At 59.9% G+C, this 18,873-nt stretch carries 14 protein-coding genes; all 14 read left to right on the forward strand.

Features of this window, described 5'->3' with window-relative positions; all coding sequences use genetic code 11:
• Window positions 1-5 precede the first annotated feature (5 nt).
• Window positions 6-1,358 carry a sigma E protease regulator RseP gene (gene rseP / locus QLG12_RS15390; protein ID WP_236194223.1) on the forward strand — a complete coding sequence of 451 codons (1,353 nt, stop codon included), beginning with the start codon at window positions 6-8 and terminating at the stop codon, window positions 1,356-1,358.
• Window positions 1,359-1,432: 74 nt separating this feature from the next.
• A complete protein-coding gene (gene bamA / locus QLG12_RS15395; RefSeq protein ID WP_197868749.1) occupies window positions 1,433-3,808 on the forward strand; it encodes an outer membrane protein assembly factor BamA in 2,376 nt (791 codons plus the stop codon).
• A gap of 45 nt (window positions 3,809-3,853) precedes the next feature.
• Window positions 3,854-4,357, forward strand: a complete 504-nt coding sequence (locus tag QLG12_RS15400; RefSeq protein WP_003222140.1) for an OmpH family outer membrane protein — start codon at window positions 3,854-3,856, stop codon at window positions 4,355-4,357.
• Window positions 4,358-4,360: 3 nt separating this feature from the next.
• Window positions 4,361-5,416: a UDP-3-O-(3-hydroxymyristoyl)glucosamine N-acyltransferase gene (gene lpxD / locus QLG12_RS15405; RefSeq protein ID WP_197868748.1), complete on the forward strand. Its 1,056-nt coding sequence runs from the start codon at window positions 4,361-4,363 to the stop codon at window positions 5,414-5,416.
• A 106-nt stretch (window positions 5,417-5,522) separates the two neighbouring features.
• Window positions 5,523-5,963, forward strand: a complete 441-nt coding sequence (gene fabZ / locus QLG12_RS15410; protein ID WP_003222142.1) for a 3-hydroxyacyl-ACP dehydratase FabZ — start codon at window positions 5,523-5,525, stop codon at window positions 5,961-5,963.
• Window positions 5,960-6,736, forward strand: coding sequence for an acyl-ACP--UDP-N-acetylglucosamine O-acyltransferase (gene lpxA, locus QLG12_RS15415; protein WP_197868747.1), 777 nt, complete (start codon window positions 5,960-5,962; stop codon window positions 6,734-6,736). Before fabZ ends, lpxA begins: the two co-directional genes overlap by 4 nt.
• A 2-nt stretch (window positions 6,737-6,738) precedes the next feature.
• Window positions 6,739-7,869, forward strand: coding sequence for a lipid-A-disaccharide synthase (gene lpxB / locus QLG12_RS15420; RefSeq protein WP_197868746.1), 1,131 nt, complete (start codon window positions 6,739-6,741; stop codon window positions 7,867-7,869).
• A gap of 11 nt (window positions 7,870-7,880) precedes the next feature.
• Window positions 7,881-8,507 carry a ribonuclease HII gene (gene rnhB / locus QLG12_RS15425; protein WP_064379016.1) on the forward strand — a complete coding sequence of 209 codons (627 nt, stop codon included), beginning with the start codon at window positions 7,881-7,883 and terminating at the stop codon, window positions 8,505-8,507.
• 76 nt (window positions 8,508-8,583) lie between these two features.
• Window positions 8,584-12,105 (forward strand): DNA polymerase III subunit alpha, encoded by a 3,522-nt coding sequence (gene dnaE / locus QLG12_RS15430; RefSeq protein WP_282474829.1) that lies wholly within the window; start codon window positions 8,584-8,586, stop codon window positions 12,103-12,105.
• Between the two features lie 139 nt (window positions 12,106-12,244).
• On the forward strand, window positions 12,245-13,192 hold the full coding sequence (locus QLG12_RS15435) for an acetyl-CoA carboxylase carboxyltransferase subunit alpha (RefSeq protein ID WP_011332694.1): 948 nt from the start codon (window positions 12,245-12,247) through the stop codon (window positions 13,190-13,192).
• A gap of 146 nt (window positions 13,193-13,338) precedes the next feature.
• On the forward strand, window positions 13,339-14,667 hold the full coding sequence (gene tilS / locus QLG12_RS15440; RefSeq protein ID WP_197868744.1) for a tRNA lysidine(34) synthetase TilS: 1,329 nt from the start codon (window positions 13,339-13,341) through the stop codon (window positions 14,665-14,667).
• Window positions 14,668-14,941: 274 nt separating this feature from the next.
• A complete protein-coding gene (locus QLG12_RS15445) occupies window positions 14,942-16,573 on the forward strand; it encodes a CTP synthase (protein WP_085697338.1) in 1,632 nt (543 codons plus the stop codon).
• Window positions 16,574-16,577: 4 nt separating this feature from the next.
• A complete protein-coding gene (gene kdsA, locus QLG12_RS15450) occupies window positions 16,578-17,423 on the forward strand; it encodes a 3-deoxy-8-phosphooctulonate synthase (RefSeq protein ID WP_007954807.1) in 846 nt (281 codons plus the stop codon).
• A 156-nt stretch (window positions 17,424-17,579) separates the two neighbouring features.
• Complete coding sequence (eno, locus tag QLG12_RS15455; protein ID WP_236194228.1) at window positions 17,580-18,869, forward strand: phosphopyruvate hydratase; 1,290 nt, start codon at window positions 17,580-17,582, stop codon at window positions 18,867-18,869.
• The last annotated feature ends 4 nt before the right edge of the window (window positions 18,870-18,873 follow it).

The raw sequence follows: 18,873 nt of genomic DNA on the forward strand, positions 1-18,873 counted from the left end.
AGTAGATGAGCGCGCTCTATATGATTGCCGGCACCCTGATCGCTCTGGGTGTGTTGGTCACCTTTCACGAATTCGGCCATTTCTGGGTCGCGCGTCGCTGTGGCGTCAAGGTTTTGCGTTTCTCCGTGGGCTTCGGCATGCCGCTGCTGCGCTGGCATGACAAGCAGGGCACCGAGTTCGTAGTCGCCGCGATTCCGCTGGGCGGCTATGTCAAGATGCTCGACGAGCGTGAAGGCGAAGTGCCGGCCGATCAGCTTCATCAGTCATTCAATCGCAAGTCGGTGCGTCAGCGCATCGCCATCGTCGCGGCCGGCCCTGTGGCCAACTTTCTGCTGGCGCTGGTGTTCTTCTGGGTGCTGGCGATGCTCGGCAGCGAGCAGATTCGCCCGGTCATCGGTTCTGTCGAGCCCGGCAGCATCGCCGCGACAGCGGGACTGAGCGCCGGTCAGGAAATCGTCGCGATCGACGGTGAGCCGACCTCGGGCTGGGCTGCGGTCAATCTGCAACTGGTGCGGCGTCTGGGGGAAAGCGGCTCACTTCAGTTACTGGTGCGCGAGCAAGGTTCCACGGCTGATACGCCACGTCAGCTGGCACTCGATAAATGGCTCAAGGGGGCTGACGAGCCGGATCCGATTCGCTCCCTCGGCATTCGCCCTTGGCGTCCGGCGTTGCCGCCAGTTCTTGCCGAGCTCGACCCGAAAGGTCCGGCCCAGGCAGCCGGGCTGAAAACCGGCGACCGTCTGCTGACGCTTGATGGCAAGGCGCTGGATGACTGGCAGCAGGTGGTCGACACCGTTCGTACGCGTCCTGATACCAAAATCATGCTGCGCGTCGAGCGCGACGGTGTTCAAATCGACGTCCCTGTGACATTGGCTGCACGTGGTGAGAAGAAGTCGCCAAGCGGTTACCTGGGGGCGGGCGTGAAGGCTGTCGACTGGCCACCGGAAATGATTCGCGAGGTCAGCTACGGTCCTTTGGCAGCGATTGGTGAGGGTGCCCGTCGTACCTGGACCATGAGCGTCCTGACGCTGGATTCACTGAAGAAAATGCTCTTCGGCGAGCTCTCGGTAAAAAACTTGAGTGGACCGATAACCATTGCTAAAGTGGCGGGCGCTTCTGCCCAGTCGGGCGTCGCTGATTTCCTGAATTTCCTTGCTTATCTGAGTATTAGCCTGGGGGTTCTGAATTTGCTGCCCATTCCTGTGCTGGATGGGGGGCATTTGTTGTTTTATCTGATCGAGTGGGCGCGTGGTCGTCCCTTGTCGGATCGGGTGCAAGGTTGGGGGATACAGATTGGTATCAGCTTGGTGGTCGGAGTGATGTTGCTTGCTCTGGTCAACGATCTGGGTCGTCTGTAACGCTTCGCTGAATTGCGAATCTGCCGCATTTTGCGGCAGTTTGTTTATTGCCAGTTGGAATAAGAAAGGACTTCATGAAACGTCTGCTGCTAACTGCGGTTCTCACCGTATTGATGATCGCCGAAGTTCACGCCGAGTCCTTCACTATCTCTGATATTCGCGTCAATGGCCTCCAGCGGGTCTCCGCGGGTAGCGTCTTTGGTGCCTTGCCGTTGAACGTCGGCGAGCAGGCGGATGATCGTCGCCTGGTGGAATCCACTCGTGCGTTGTTCAAAACCGGTTTCTTTCAAGATATCCAGCTGGGCCGCGAAGGCAACGTCCTGGTGATCACTGTCGTCGAGCGTCCTTCGGTCGCCAGCATCGAGATCGAAGGCAACAAGGCGATCTCCACAGAAGACCTGATGAAAGGCCTCAAGCAATCCGGTCTGGCCGAAGGCGAGATCTTCCAGCGCGCGACCCTTGAAGGTGTGCGTAACGAGCTGCAGCGCCAATACGTTGCACAAGGTCGTTACTCGGCTACCGTCGATACCGAGGTGGTCTCGCAGCCGCGCAACCGCGTCGGCCTGAAAGTGAAGATCAACGAAGGCACCGTCGCCGCCATTCAGCACATCAACGTGGTGGGCAACACGGTTTTCCCCGAGGAAGACCTGACCGACCTGTTCGAACTGAAAACCACCAACTGGCTGTCGTTCTTCAAGAACGACGACAAGTACGCTCGTGAAAAGCTGTCCGGTGACCTGGAGCGTCTGCGTTCCTACTACCTGGATCGCGGCTATATCAACATGGATATCGCTTCGACCCAGGTGTCCATCACCCCGGACAAGAAGCACGTCTACATCACGGTCAACATCAACGAAGGCGAGAAGTACACCGTTCGTGACGTCAAGCTCAGCGGTGACCTGAAAGTCCCTGAGGACCAGGTCAAATCCCTGTTGCTGGTGCAGAAAGGCCAGGTGTTCTCGCGCAAGCTGATGACCACCACGTCCGAACTGATCACCCGTCGTCTGGGTAACGAGGGTTACACCTTCGCCAACGTCAACGGCGTGCCACAACCGCATGACGAAGATCACACCGTCGATATCCTGTTTGCCGTCGATCCGGGCAAGCGTGCCTACGTCAACCGCATCAACTTCCGTGGCAACACCAAGTCCGAGGACGAAGTGCTGCGTCGTGAAATGCGTCAGATGGAAGGTGGCTGGGCTTCGACCTACCTGATCGACCAGTCCAAGACCCGTCTGGAGCGTCTGGGCTTCTTTAAAGAGGTCAACGTCGAAACCCCGGCCGTGCCAGGTGTCGACGACCAGGTTGACGTGAACTACAGCGTGGAAGAGCAGGCATCCGGTTCGATCACCGCCAGCGTCGGTTTCGCCCAGAGCGCCGGTCTGATCCTCGGTGGTTCGATCACCCAGAACAACTTCCTCGGTACCGGTAACCGCGTCAGCGTCGGTCTGACCCGCAGCGAATACCAGAGCCGCTACAACTTCGGCTACGTTGACCCCTACTGGACCGCCGATGGCGTGAGCCTGGGTTACAACGCGTTCTACCGCACCACCGACTACAAAGACCTCGACGTCGACGTAGCGAGCTATGCGGTCGACAGCCTGGGTGCCGGCGTGAACGTGGGCTACCCGATCAGCGAGACTTCACGATTGACCTTTGGTCTGTCCGCTCAACAGGACAAGATCAAGACCGGTAAGTACACCGTTGACGAGATTTTCGACTTCGTTAACAAGGAAGGTGATAACTACCTGAACTTCAAGGCATCGGCCGGCTGGTCCGAGTCGACCTTGAACAAGGGTGTATTGCCAACCCGTGGCCGTTCCCAGAGCTTGACGCTGGAAACCACGATTCCAGGCAGCGACCTGTCGTTCTACAAGCTCGACTACCGTGGTCAGTTGTTCCAGCCGATCAGCGAAAACTACACCCTGCGTCTGCACACCGAGCTGGGCTATGGTGACGGCTACGGTTCGACCGACGGCTTGCCGTTCTATGAAAACTACTATGCTGGTGGTTTCAACTCGGTACGTGGCTTTAAAGACAGCACGCTCGGTCCGCGCAGTACCCCGAGCCGTGGCACCAACCCGGGTACATCGGTAGACCCGGACCAGGACCCGCTGCCGTTCGGTGGCAATGTCCTGATTCAGGGCGGCGTGGAAGTTCTGTTCCCGCTACCGTTCGTCAAGGATCAACGCTCTCTGCGTACGTCGGTATTCTGGGATGTGGGTAACGTGTTCGATTCGCAGTGCAAGGACACTACCAACGCCAATGGCTCGTCGTCGAACACCAAGTGCAACGACATCAGCCTCAGCAACATGGCCAGCTCCGTCGGTGTCGGCGTGACCTGGGTTACCGCACTGGGGCCTTTGAGCTTTGCGTTGGCGACACCTGTCAAGAAACCGGATAACGCTGAGACTCAAGTGTTCCAATTCTCCCTCGGCCAGACGTTCTAAGCGTCTGACCCAAGACAACGACAATGGATTTTGTAGGAGTGCATCGTGCGTAAGTTGACTCAATTGGTTCTCCTGGCCTCCGTACTGGTGGCAGGCCCGGCATTTGCCGACATGAAAATCGCCGTTCTGAACTATCAGATGGCACTGCTGGAATCCGACGCAGCCAAGAAGTACGCCGTAGATGCGGAGAAAAAGTTCGGCCCGCAACTGACCAAGCTCAAGACTCTGGAAAGCAGCGCCAAGGGTATTCAGGATCGCCTGATGGCTGGTGGTGACAAGATGCAGCAGGGCGAACGCGAGCGTCTGGAGCTTGAGTTCAAGCAAAAGGCGCGTGACTTCCAGTTCCAGTCCAAGGAACTGAATGAAGCAAAAGCCGTTGCCGACCGCGAAATGCTCAAGCAACTGAAGCCGAAACTGGATAGCGCAGTGGAAGAAGTCATCAAGAAAGGTGGTTTTGACCTGGTGTTCGAGCGTGGCGCAGTGATCGATGTCAAGCCTCAGTACGACATCACGCGCCAGGTTATCGAGCGCATGAATCAGCTGAAGTAACCCATGACCGTGACTATCAAGCTCGGCCAGTTGGCCGAGTTCCTCGGCGCCACCCTGAGTGGCGACCCCGAGAAGCAAATCACTGGGCTAGCCACCTTGCAGGAGGCTGGCCCAGCTCAGTTGAGCTTTCTGGCAAACCCCCAATACCGTAAATACCTGGCAGGCTCGCAAGCCGCAGCGCTGTTGCTCAAGGCTGCCGACGCGGAAGGTTATGCCGGTAATGCGCTGGTCGTGCCGGATCCTTACCTGGCTTACGCACGCATTTCCCATTTGTTCGATCCGAAGCCCAAGGCATCTGCCGGCATTCATCCGACGGCGGTGATTGCCGAGGACGCCGTGGTCGATCCGAGCGCCAGTATCGGTCCGTTCGTGGTGATCGAAGCCGGTGCGCGAATCGGTGCAGGCGTGACACTCGGCGCACATTGCGTTGTCGGTGCCCGCAGCGAAATCGGCGAGGGTGGCTGGCTGGCCCCGCGGGTCACGCTGTATCACGATGTGCGGATCGGCAAGCGGGTGGTGATCCAGTCCGGCGCCGTGCTTGGCGGTGAAGGCTTCGGTTTTGCCAACGAGAAGGGTGTCTGGCAGAAGATCGCCCAGATCGGCGGCGTGACCATCGGTGACGATGTGGAGATCGGCGTGAATACCGCCATCGACCGCGGTGCGCTGGCCGATACCGTGATCGGCAATGGCGTGAAGCTCGACAACCAGATTCAGATCGCCCACAACGTGCAGGTCGGTGACCACACCGCCATGGCCGCGTGCGTGGGGATTTCCGGCAGCACCAAAATCGGCAAGCACTGCATGCTCGCCGGGGGGGTTGGCCTGGTAGGGCACATCGATATTTGCGACAACGTATTCCTGACCGGGATGACCATGGTGACCCACTCGATTACCGAGCCGGGTGCCTATTCTTCCGGCACAGCCATGCAACCGGCGGCCGAATGGCGCAAGAGCGCGGCCCGTATTCGTCAGCTCGATGACATCGCGCGACGTTTGAAACAGCTGGAAAAGCGGTCCGGGGAAGTGACCCCCGACGGTAATGCTTCATCTGAAGGCTGATACCATTTCCATATCAAGTGTGCACAGCCTCTGGACTGCCTCCTTGATTTGCTAGAGGAGTGCGCGTCAGTCGCGCTCCCAATCTTTACATAGGCTTCCCCCCGAAATGATGGACATCAACGAGATTCGCGAATACCTGCCTCACCGTTACCCGTTCCTGCTGGTGGATCGGGTAGTGGAGCTGGATACGGAAGGCAAGCGCATTCGCGCCTACAAGAATGTCAGCATCAACGAGCCGTTCTTCAACGGTCACTTCCCGGCGCACCCGATCATGCCGGGTGTGCTGATCATCGAAGCCATGGCTCAGGCTGCCGGGATCCTCGGTTTCAAGATGCTTGACGTGAAACCGGCCGACGGCACCCTTTATTACTTCGTTGGCTCCGACAAACTGCGTTTCCGCCAGCCAGTGCTGCCGGGCGATCAGTTGATCCTCGAAGCCAAATTCATCAGTTGCAAGCGTCAGATCTGGAAGTTCGAATGCCAGGCTTCGGTCGATGGAAAACCGGTCTGCTCGGCTGAAATCATCTGTGCGGAACGCAAGCTATGAGTTTGATTGACCCTCGCGCAATCATCGATCCATCGGCCGTCCTGGCTGATGGCGTCGAGGTCGGCCCGTGGTCGATCATCGGTGCAGGTGTGGAAATCGGCGAGGGTACGGTCATCGGGCCACACGTGATCCTCAAAGGTCCGACCCGTATCGGCAAGCACAACCGCATCTACCAGTTTTCCTCGGTAGGCGAAGACACGCCGGACCTGAAATACAAGGGCGAAGAAACCCGCCTGGTGATCGGTGACCACAACGTCATCCGCGAAGGCGTGACAATTCACCGTGGCACCGTTCAGGATCGTTCCGAAACGACCCTGGGTGATCACAACCTGATCATGGCCTATGCCCACATCGGACATGACAGCGTCATCGGCAACCACTGCATTCTGGTCAACAACACCGCGTTGGCCGGCCATGTGCACGTTGATGACTGGGCAATCCTCTCTGGTTTTACCCTGGTGCATCAGTATTGCCACATCGGCGCCCACAGCTTTTCCGGCATGGGCACGGCCATCGGCAAGGATGTTCCGGCGTTCGTCACTGTATTTGGCAACCCGGCCGAAGCACGTAGCATGAACTTCGAGGGCATGCGCCGTCGCGGTTTCAGCGAAGACGCCATCCATGCCCTGCGCCGTGCGTACAAAACGGTGTATCGCCAGGGACTGACCGTTGAGCAGGCGTTGGCCGAGCTGGCCGAGCTGGCCGCCCAGTTCCCGGAGGTCGCGGTGTTCCGTGACTCCATCCAGTCGTCGACCCGCGGCATCACCCGCTGACCATGGCCAATCTGCGTATTGCGCTGGTGGCGGGGGAGGCTTCCGGTGACATTCTGGGCGCAGGCCTGATGCGTGCCCTCAAGGCACAGCACCCTGCGGTGGAGTTCATCGGTGTCGGCGGCCCGCTGATGCAGGCCGAAGGCCTGACTTCCTATTTTCCGATGGAGCGCCTGTCGGTCATGGGGCTGGTGGAAGTCCTGGGACGCTTGCGTGAACTGCTCAAGCGCCGCAAGGATCTGATCGCCACGCTCATCGCTGAAAAACCGGATGTGTTCATCGGCATCGACGCACCGGATTTCAACCTCAATATCGAACTCAAGCTGCGTCAGGCCGGAATCAAGACCGTGCACTACGTCAGCCCGTCGGTGTGGGCGTGGCGGCAGAAGCGGGTGCTGAAGATCCGCGAAGGCTGCGACCTGATGCTCACGCTGCTGCCGTTCGAAGCCAGATTCTACGAAGAGAAGGGCGTACCGGTACGGTTCGTCGGCCATACGCTGGCCGACACCATTCCGCTGGAAGCCGATCGCTCTGCTGCGCGGGCCGAACTCGGTCTGCCGGACGGTCCGCTGGTGGCTTTGATGCCCGGCAGCCGGGGCGGCGAAGTCAGCCGTCTGGGTGCGCTGTTCCTCGATACCGCCCAGCGCCTGCGGGCCATGCGTCCGGGCGTGCGTTTCGTCATACCCTGCGCCAATCCCGAGCGTCGTGCCCAGCTTGAAGAACTGCTGGCCGGTCGTGATCTGCCGGTGACCTTGCTCAATGGCCAGTCTCACCTGGCCCTGGCGGCGTGCAACGCGGTCCTGATCGCGTCGGGCACGGCGACCCTGGAAGCGTTGCTGTACAAGCGCCCGATGGTCGTGGCCTATCGTCTTGCGCCGCTGACGTTCTGGATTCTCAAACGCATGGTCAAGAGCCCGTACGTGTCCCTGCCGAACTTGCTGGCCCAGCGATTGCTGGTGCCGGAATTGTTGCAGGATGATGCGACGGTTGAAGCACTTGCCCAGACCCTGTCGCCATTGATCGATGGTGGCGAAGAGCAGACCCGTGGCTTCGACGAGATCCATCGCACCCTGCGCCTGGACGCTTCCAATCAGGCGGCTGACGCCGTTCTGAACCTGATCGGGCACACACGATGAGCAAGACAAGCATGCAGATGGGCCTGGATTTCACCCTGGTCGCCGAAGTCGAAGAACTGGTGGCCGGCGTCGATGAAGTCGGTCGTGGCCCGCTATGCGGCGCGGTCGTCACGGCCGCGGTTATCCTCGATCCGAACCGCCCGATTCTTGGTCTCAACGACTCGAAGAAACTCACCGAAGCCAAGCGCGAGAAACTCTACGATGAAATCTGCGAGAAGGCGCTCAGTTGGTGCATCGCCCGCGCCGAAGTCGAAGAAATTGACGAGCTGAACATCCTTCACGCCACCATGCTGGCGATGCAGCGCGCGGTCGCTGGCCTGCACATCCAGCCGAAACTGGCGATGATCGACGGCAACCGCTGTCCGAAACTGCCAATGCGTTCCGAAGCCGTGGTGCAGGGCGACGGCAAGGTGCCGGCGATTGCAGCGGCATCGATTCTGGCCAAGGTCAGCCGCGACCGCGAGATGGCGGCGTTCGAATTGATCTACCCGGGTTACGGCATCGGCGGCCATAAAGGCTATCCGACCCCCGTTCATCTGGAAGCGCTGTCACGCCTGGGGCCGACGCCGATTCACCGGCGTTCGTTTGCTCCGGTGCGGCAAGCTTATGAAGCGCTCGAAGGCCTGACGCAGGTTTAGCGGCAAGGCTGATGTTTTGCTCAGGGCCCGGTACAATCCGGGCCTTGTTGTCTCTATGTAACTGGACAGGATCACTATGCCGGCTTCATTCGTTCATCTACGCCTGCACACTGAATACTCCCTGGTCGACGGGCTGGTGCGGATCAAGCCGCTGGTCAAGGCCCTGACCGGCATGGGCATGCCGGCCGTAGCGGTGACCGACCAGAACAACATGTGTTCGCTGGTCAAATTCTATAAAAACGCCATGGGGGCCGGGATCAAGCCGATCTGCGGCGCCGACCTGTGGCTGTCGAACAAGGACCCGGACGGGCCGCTGAGCCGGATCAGCCTGCTGGTCATGAATGCCCAGGGCTATCGCAACCTGACCGAGCTGATTTCCCGCGGCTTCATCGACGGTCAGCGTAACGGCATGGTCATCATCGAGCGCGAGTGGGTGGCCGAGGCCAACGAAGGCCTGATCATGCTGTCCGCCGCCAAAGAAGGCGAGATCGGCATGGCCATGATCGGCGGCAACCCCGCCGAAGCCGAGGCGCTGGCCCGCGAATGGATGGCGGTGTTCCCGGATCGTTTCTATCTGGAAATTCAGCGTACCAACCGTCCGAACGACGAAGAGCAGTTGCACGGTGCCGTGGCCCTGGCCGACAAGCTCGGCGCGCCGTTGGTAGCTACAAACGACGTACGCTTCATCAAGCAGGAAGATTTCGCCGCCCACGAAACCCGTGTCTGCATCGGTGAGGGCCGCGCCCTCGACGACCCACGGCGATCCAAGAACTACAGCGACCAGCAGTACCTGAAAAGCGCCGAGGAAATGGCCGAGCTGTTCAGCGACCTGCCCGATGCGATCGAGAACACCGTCGAGATCGCCAAGCGTTGCAACATCGATGTGAAGCTGGGCAAGCACTTCCTGCCGGATTACCCGATTCCCGATGGCATGACCATTGATGAATATTTCCGCAAGGTCTCGTTCGATGGTCTGGAAGAGCGCCTCAGCGTGCTGCTGCCCAAGGACACCACCGAGGACTACGAGGCCAAGCGTCAGGTCTACGTCGACCGGCTGAATTTCGAGCTGGATATCATCATCCAGATGGGGTTCCCCGGTTACTTCCTGATCGTGATGGACTTTATCCAGTGGGCCAAGAACAACGGTGTTCCGGTGGGCCCTGGCCGGGGGTCGGGTGCCGGATCGCTGGTGGCCTATGTACAGAAGATCACCGACCTCGACCCGCTGGAATATGACCTGCTGTTCGAACGTTTCCTCAACCCGGAACGGGTATCGATGCCCGACTTCGACGTCGACTTCTGCATGGATGGTCGCGACCGGGTGATCGACTACGTGGCCGAAAAGTATGGCCGCAACGCGGTGAGCCAGATCATCACCTTCGGTTCCATGGCGGCGAAGGCTGTGGTCCGCGACGTGGCGCGGGCCCAGGGCAAATCGTTCGGCCTGGCGGATCGCCTGTCGAAGATGATTCCGTTCGAAGTCGGCATGACCCTGGAAAAAGCCTACGAGCAGGAAGAAATCCTGCGCGACTTCATCAAGGTCGATGAGGAAGCGGCGGAAATCTGGGAGATGGCGCGCAAGCTCGAAGGCGTGGTGCGTAACGTCGGTAAACACGCCGGTGGTGTGGTGATCGCGCCGACCAAGCTGACCGACTTCTCGCCGATCTATTGCGACGAGGCCGGCGACGGTCTGGTGACCCAGTTCGACAAGGACGACGTCGAGGCGGCCGGTCTGGTGAAGTTCGACTTCCTCGGTCTGCGGACCCTGACGATCATCGACTGGGCGCTGAAGACCATCAACCGCGACCGCGCCAAGGTCAACGAGCCGCCGCTGGACATCGCGTTCATCCCGCTGGATGACAAGCCGACCTATCAGTTGCTGCAAAAGGCTGAAACCACCGCGGTGTTCCAGCTTGAATCCCGTGGGATGAAAGAGCTGATCAAAAAGCTCAAGCCCGACTGCCTCGAAGACTTGATCGCACTGGTGGCCCTGTTCCGTCCGGGGCCGCTGCAATCGGGCATGGTGGATGACTTCATCAACCGTAAGCACGGTCGCGCGGAACTTGCGTATCCGCACCCGGATTACCAGTACGAAGGCCTGCAGCCGGTGCTGGCACCGACCTACGGCATCATCCTGTATCAGGAACAGGTGATGCAGATCGCCCAGGTCATGGCCGGTTATACCCTCGGTGGCGCGGACATGCTGCGTCGGGCGATGGGCAAGAAGAAGCCCGAGGAAATGGCCAAGCAGCGCGGCGGTTTCATTGAGGGTTGTGCGTCGAACAATATCGACGCGGATCTGGCCGGTAACATTTTCGACCTGGTGGAAAAGTTCGCCGGTTACGGTTTCAACAAATCCCACTCCGCCGCCTACGGCCTGGTTTCGTACCAGACTGCCTGGCTGAAGGCTCACTACCCGGCGCCGTTCATGGCTGCGGTGCTGTCGGCGGACATGCACAACACCGACAAGGTCGTGACCTTGATCGAGGAAGTGCGCACGATGAAGCTGCGCCTCGACGCGCCGGACGTGAACACCTCGGAGTTCAAGTTCACGGTGAACGACGAGGGCCGCATCGTATACGGCCTGGGCGCGATTAAAGGCGTCGGTGAAGGCCCGGTGGAAGCAATCACCGAGGCGCGTCAGGCCGGACCGTTCAAGGATCTGTTCGACTTCTGCGCCCGAGTTGACCTCAAACGTATCAACAAGCGCACGCTGGACGGACTGATCCGCAGCGGTGCGCTGGATCGCCTCGGCCCGTACTTCCACGACGAGCAGAAGGCTTATCAGGCCAACATCGACCGCAACCGCGCCGTGCTGCTGGCGGCGATGGAAGAGGCGATCAAGTCGGCCGAGCAGACCGCGCGCACCCGTGACAGCGGCCACGCCGACCTGTTTGGCGGGTTGTTCGTCGAGGAAGACGCGGACGTTTACGCGGTCCATCGCAAGGCGAAAGAGCTGACCCTCAAGGAACGGCTCAAAGGTGAAAAGGACACCTTGGGCCTGTACCTGACCGGCCACCCGATCGACGAGTACGAAGGCGAAATCCGCCGTTTCGCTCGTCAGCGCATCATCGACCTGAAACCGGCCCGGGATACCCAGACCGTGGCGGGGATGATCATCGCCCTGCGGGTGATGAAGAACAAAAAAGGCGACAAGATGGGCTTCATCACCCTCGACGACCGCTCCGGGCGGATCGAGGCTTCGCTGTTCGCCGACGCGTTCCACTCCGCGCAGTCGCTGCTTCAGACCGATGCGATGGTGGTGGTCGAGGGCGAGGTCAGCAACGACGACTTCTCCGGCGGCCTGCGGCTGCGGGTCAAGCGGGTGATGAGCATGGAAGATGCGCGCACCAACCTGGCCGAGAGCCTGCGCCTGAAGTTGCAGACCCAGGACCTGAAAGGCGATCAGCTACGCTGGTTGGGTGATTTGCTCAAGCGTCATCGCGGGGCGTGCCCGATCACCATGGAATACACCAGTCCCGATGCGAAGACCTTGCTGCAGTTTGGCGAGACCTGGCGGATCGACCCGGCGGATGCCTTGATTCAAGCCCTGCGTGACCAGTTCGGGCGAGACAACGTCTTCCTCCAATACCGTTGACCGGGAGGTGCCATCAAAGCGCCTGCCCACAACCTGAATTTTTAATCTCGACCTCAGCGCGCCTCTCCCTTAAGGTAGGGCGCGAATAGACAACCGGCCGGCCCAAGCTCATTTGGGACACGACCCAAGACGGACGCCTATGAACCCGAATTTTCTAGATTTCGAACAGCCGATCGCCGACCTGCAAGCCAAGATCGAAGAGTTGCGCTTGGTCGGTAATGACAATTCGCTGAATATCGGCGATGAGATCTCCCGCCTGCAGGACAAGAGCAAGACGCTCACCGAAGACATCTTCGGCAAGCTGACCAGCTGGCAGATCGCACGTCTGGCGCGTCACCCGAAACGTCCTTACACCCTGGACTACATCGAGCACATCTTCACCGAGTTCGACGAACTGCACGGTGACCGTCACTTCTCCGACGACGCGGCCATTGTGGGCGGCGTGGCACGTCTGGAAGACCAGCCAGTGATGGTGATCGGTCACCAGAAGGGCCGTGAAGTACGTGAAAAGGTACGCCGCAACTTCGGCATGCCGCGTCCGGAAGGCTACCGCAAGGCTTGCCGCCTGATGGAAATGGCCGAGCGTTTCAAGATGCCGATCCTGACCTTCATCGACACCCCGGGTGCCTACCCAGGCATCGACGCCGAAGAGCGCAACCAGAGCGAAGCGATCGCCTGGAACCTGCGCGTCATGGCTCGCCTGAAAACCCCGATCATCGCCACCGTGATCGGTGAAGGTGGTTCCGGCGGTGCACTGGCGATCGGTGTGTGCGACCAGCTGAACATGCTGCAGTACTCGACCTACGCGGTGATCTCGCCGGAAGGTTGCGCTTCGATTCTGTGGAAAACCGCAGAGAAGGCGCCGGATGCTGCCGAGGCGATGGGCATCACCGCCGAGCGTCTGAAAGGCCTGGGCATCGTCGACAAGGTGATCAGCGAGCCTCTGGGCGGCGCCCACCGTGATCCGGCCGCCGCTGCGGCCTCGATCCGCGCCGAGCTGAGCTCGCAACTGGCGATGCTGAAGAAGTTCGACAACGAAGCGCTGCTCAAGCGTCGTTACGATCGTCTGATGAGCTACGGTCTCTAAGTCGAGCCGTTTCGACCAGCGATGCAAAACACTGTGGGAGCGGGCTTGCCCGCGAATGCGATGTAACATTCAACGACTGTGTTGGCTGTTTCAGCGCTTTCGCGAGCAAGCCCGCTCCCACATTGGGTTTGTGAAAAGGTAGAAAAATGGGTCAGCCCTCGATTGATTTGCCTTCCAGGCTTCTGCGCAATCTCAAGCCCTGGCTCGGTGCTTCCCATTGGCGCATCGCCTTCTCCGGTGGCCTCGATTCCACCGTTCTGCTGCACCTCCTGGCCAAACTCGCCAAAACCCAATCCATTCCGGCGCTAAGTGCCATCCATGTCCATCACGGCCTTCAGGCTGTGGCCGACGTGTGGCCGGCGCATTGTCAGGCGGTCTGCGATGAACTGGCGGTGCCGTTGCAAGTGGTGCGTGTGCAGGTGCAGCGGGGGGCGAGTCTGGAGCGGGCGGCGCGGGATGCGCGCTACGCAGCGTTCAGTGCGGCGACTCAGGCCAATGAGGTGCTGCTGACCGGGCAGCACCGCGATGATCAGGCAGAAACACTGTTGTTCCGGCTGTTGCGTGGCGCCGGGGTCAGAGGTCTCTCAGGCATGCCAGTCCAGCGAGCGCTGGGGCAGGGCCGTCTGGTTCGGCCGTTGCTCGACGTCACACGTGCCGAGCTGGAAGCCTATGCGCAGGACCACGGCCTGCGCTGGGTCGAGGACCCTTCGAATCAGGATCGACAGTTTTCGCGCAACTATCTACGGCATCAGGTTCTGCCGTTGCTGAGCGGTCGCTGGCCTCAGGCACATGCAAATATGGCCCGCAGCGCGGCGCATCTGCGTGAGGCGCAAGGTTTGCTCGATGAGCTGGCGCAAATCGATCTGGCTACTGCGAAATTGCCCGCTGAGTTCGAGTGGTCGGGATTGCCGTCACTGGAGTTTTCGGCCATCGCAGGGTTGTCCGATGCCCGTCAGCGAAATGCACTCAGCCACTGGCTTGAGCGGTTGACCCGACTGCCGGATACCGACCATTGGTCGGGTTGGACGGATCTGCGGGACGCCGGTAGCGATGCCTCGCCGATCTGGCGTCTGGCGGATGGCGAGCTGCACCGAAGCGCCGGTCGCCTGTGGTGGCTCAGCGGGCAATGGTTGCGCGCGCCGGTAGTCAGCGGCGACTGGCATGAGCCATCGCTGGCGCTACGCTTGCCCGATAACGGACGTGTCATGTTCAGCGGTCAGACTCCCGTCGGGCCGCTGCAAATCCGCTATCGGCAGGGCGGCGAGGTGATGCATCTGGCGGATCGCGGTCATCGTGATCTCAAGCGCCTGCTCAATGAGCGCGCGGTGCCGGGCTTCGTGCGTGGCAGATTGCCGCTGCTGTTTCGCGGTAAGGAATTGCTCGCCGTGGCGAACCTGCCGGGGCTCGACGGCAATGCGCTGGAGGGCTGGCGATTGCATTGGCAGCCTGCTGACGAAGATCAAGGTTTGAGATGAAGGGGGCATTCCGGTAGACTACGCTCCCTTCTTGATACAACTTCTGTGGATTCGCCTGAATTGCAGGAGTTGCCGATTACCAAGCAGTCTTTGCTGGGCGATTCCAAAAAATGTGTAGCGAGCAACGTACCGGTGTTTCCACTTCCGGTCTGTCCCAACGCGGCGGTTTTTTTGAAAGGTGCACTGTGATTAATGCAGGTGATCGGGGGCTTCGGCCTTCCTTCGCTTTCCCCGGCGGCTCGGACCGCTTTAACGCAGACTTCTAGGGTTTTTCATGACGCGCTACATATTCGTCACGGGCGGTGTTGTTTCTTCTTTGGGGAAAGGCATTGCATCGGCTTCATTGGCGGCCATCCTGGAGGCGCGGGGGCTTAAGGTCACCATGCTGAAGCTGGATCCGTACATCAACGTCGACCCGGGCACCATGAGCCCGTTCCAGCACGGTGAAGTGTTCGTCACCCACGACGGCGCCGAGACCGACCTGGACCTGGGCCACTACGAGCGGTTCATCCGCACGACCATGACCCAGAACAACAACTTCACCACCGGCCGTGTCTACGAGCACGTGCTGCGCAAAGAGCGCCGTGGTGACTACCTGGGTGCAACCATCCAGGTGATTCCGCACATCACCGACGAAATCAAGCGTCGCATCATCAAGGGCGCCGGCGATGCCGACGTGGCCCTGGTGGAAATCGGCGGTACCGTTGGCGACATCGAATCGCAACCGTTCCTCGAAGCCATCCGCCAGCTGCGTGTGGAAGTCGGTTCCAAGCGCGCGATGCTGATGCACCTGACCCTGGTTCCGTACATCGCCACTGCGGGCGAGACCAAGACCAAGCCGACCCAGCACTCCGTAAAAGAGCTGCGTTCGATCGGTCTGCAGCCAGACGTGCTGATCTGCCGCTCCGACCATCCGGTGGATGTGTCTTCGCGTCGCAAGATCGCGCTGTTCACCAACGTTGAAGAGCGTGCGGTGATCTCCCTGGAAGACGTCGACACCATCTACAAGATCCCGGCCGTGCTGCACGCTCAGGGTCTGGACGATTTCGTCGTCGAGCGTTTCGGCCTGCAATGCAATGGCGCCGACCTGTCCGAGTGGGAAAAGGTTGTCGATGCCAAGCTGAACCCGGAGCACGAAGTCACCATCGCGATGGTCGGCAAATACATGGAGCTGCTGGACGCCTACAAGTCGCTGATCGAAGCGATGAGTCACGCCGGCATCACCAACCGCACCAAGGTCAACCTGCGCTACATCGATTCCGAAGACATCGAGAACCAGGGCACCGCGCTGCTGGAAGGCGTCGACGCGATCCTCGTACCGGGCGGCTTCGGTCTGCGTGGCGTGGAAGGCAAGATCACTGCCGTTCAATACGCTCGCGAAAACAAGGTTCCATACCTTGGTATCTGCCTGGGCATGCAAGTGGCGGTCATCGAGTTCGCCCGTAACGTGCTGGGCTGGAAAGACGCCAACTCCACCGAGTTCGATCGTGCCAGCGGTCACCCGGTTGTCGGTCTGATCACAGAGTGGGAAGACGCCACCGGTGCCGTTGAAGTGCGTACCGAAGCGTCCGACCTGGGCGGCACCATGCGCCTCGGCGCTCAGGAATGCCTGCTCGAACCCGGCTCCAAGGTGCACGACTGCTACGGCAAGGATGTGATTGTCGAGCGTCACCGTCACCGTTACGAAGTGAACAACAACCTGCTGCCGCAAATCATCGAGGCCGGCCTGAAGATTTCCGGTCGCTCTTCCGATGCAGCGCTGGTCGAAGTGGTCGAAGCACCGGATCATCCATGGTTCGTCGCTTGCCAGTTCCACCCTGAGTTCACCTCGACGCCACGCGATGGCCATCCGCTGTTCAGCGGCTTCGTCAAAGCGGCATTGGCTCAACACCAGAAGAAGGCGTAACCTGATGGCACAGAAGATCATCCGCGTCGGCGACATCGAGATTGCCAACGACAAACCCATGGTGCTGTTCGGCGGCATGAACGTGCTGGAAAGCCGTGACATGGCCATGCAGGTTTGCGAAGAGTACGTGAAGGTCACCGAAAAACTCGGTATCCCTTACGTGTTCAAGGCCAGCTTCGACAAGGCCAACCGTTCTTCTGTGACCTCCTATCGTGGTCCTGGCCTGGAAGAGGGCATGCGCATCTTCCAGGACATCAAACAAGCTTTCGGCGTGCCGATCATCACCGACGTCCACGAGCCTGACCAGGCCGCGGTCGTTGCTGAGGTCTGCGACATCATCCAGCTGCCGGCCTTCCTGTCGCGCCAGACCGATCTGGTCGTCGCGATGGCCAAGACCAACGCTGTGATCAACATCAAGAAAGCCCAGTTCCTCGCGCCTCAGGAAATGAAACACATCCTGAACAAGTGCGTGGAAGCGGGTAACGATCAGTTGATCCTCTGCGAGCGCGGTTCGAGCTTCGGCTACAACAACCTCGTGGTCGACATGCTCGGCTTCGGCATCATGAAGCAGTTCGAGTACCCGGTATTCTTCGACGTGACCCATTCGCTGCAAATGCCTGGCGGTCGTTCCGACTCCGCCGGCGGTCGCCGCGCCCAGGTCACCGACCTGGCCAAGGCTGGCATGAGCCAGTCGCTGGCGGGTCTGTTCCTCGAAGCGCACCCGGATCCGGACAACGCCAAATGCGACGGCCCTTGCGCCTTGCGTCTGGACAAACTGGAGCCATTCCTGGCCCAGCTCAAAGCCCTGGACGAACTGGTGAAGAGTTTTCCGACGGTAGAAACCGCGTAAACCTCAATTCTCCGGTAAAGTACCGCACGATTTGTCGCTCATGCCCTCGGGTATGAGCGTTGTCGTCTGCAAGCTGCCCGCTGCACACCACTTGCCGACGGTAAAAAGATTTCCTCTAGCTGCGTCGTTTTCGTCAACTTTGGAGTGTTTACAACAATGGCAAAAATCGTCGACATCAAAGGTCGTGAAGTTCTCGACTCCCGTGGCAATCCCACCGTGGAAGCGGACGTGCTTCTCGACAACGGCATCATCGGCAGCGCCTGTGCGCCGTCCGGTGCATCCACTGGCTCGCGTGAAGCGCTCGAGCTGCGTGATGGCGACAAGAGCCGTTACCTGGGCAAGGGCGTGCTCAAGGCGGTAGCCAACATCAACGGTCCGATCCGCGATCTGCTGCTGGGCACCGACCCAAGCGACCAGAAAGCCCTGGATCAGGCGATGATCAAGCTGGACGGTACTGACAACAAAGCGACCCTGGGCGCCAACGCGATCCTCGCCGTGTCCCTGGCTGCGGCCAAGGCAGCTGCACAGGATCAGGACCTGCCGCTGTACGCTCACATCGCCAACCTGAACGGTACCCCGGGTGTGTACTCGATGCCGGTTCCGATGATGAACATCATCAACGGTGGCGAACACGCCGACAACAACGTCGACATCCAGGAATTCATGGTTCAGCCGGTTGGCGCCAAGTCCTTCTCGGAAGGTCTGCGCATGGGCACCGAGATTTTCCATCACCTCAAAGCCGTGCTGAAGGCCCGTGGCCTGAGCACTGCCGTCGGTGACGAAGGCGGTTTCGCGCCGAACCTGGCTTCCAACGAAGACGCACTGAAAGTGATCTCCGAAGCCGTCGCCAACGCCGGTTACAAGCTGGGCACCGACGTGACCCTGGCTCTGGACTGCGCGGCCAGCGAATTCTTCGAAGACGGCAAGTACAACCTGTCCGGCGAAGGCCAGGTGTTCACCGCTGAAGGTTTCGCCGACTACCTCAAAGGTCTGACCGAGCGTTACCCGATCATCTCGATCGAAGACGGTCTGGACGAATCCGACTGGGCTGGCTGGAAGATCCTCACCGACAAGATCGGCGAGAAGACCCAACTGGTCGGCGACGACCTGTTCGTGACCAACACCAAGATCCTGAAAGAAGGCATCGACAAGAAGATTGCCAACTCGATCCTGATCAAGTTCAACCAGATCGGCACCCTGACCGAAACCCTGGAAGCCATCCAGATGGCCAAGGCTGCCGGTTACACCGCCGTGATCTCGCACCGTTCGGGCGAAACCGAAGATTCGACCATTGCCGACTTGGCCGTGGGTACTTCGGCTGGCCAGATCAAGACCGGTTCGCTGTGCCGTTCCGACCGCGTTTCCAAGTACAACCAACTGCTGCGTATCGAAGAGCAGTTGAATGGCAAGGCCAAGTACAACGGTCGCAGCGAGTTTCGCGGCTAAGTTG

Origin of the sequence: Pseudomonas sp. V88_4 (assembly GCF_029967985.1) — a bacterium.
Lineage (GTDB): Bacteria > Pseudomonadota > Gammaproteobacteria > Pseudomonadales > Pseudomonadaceae > Aquipseudomonas > Aquipseudomonas glycinae.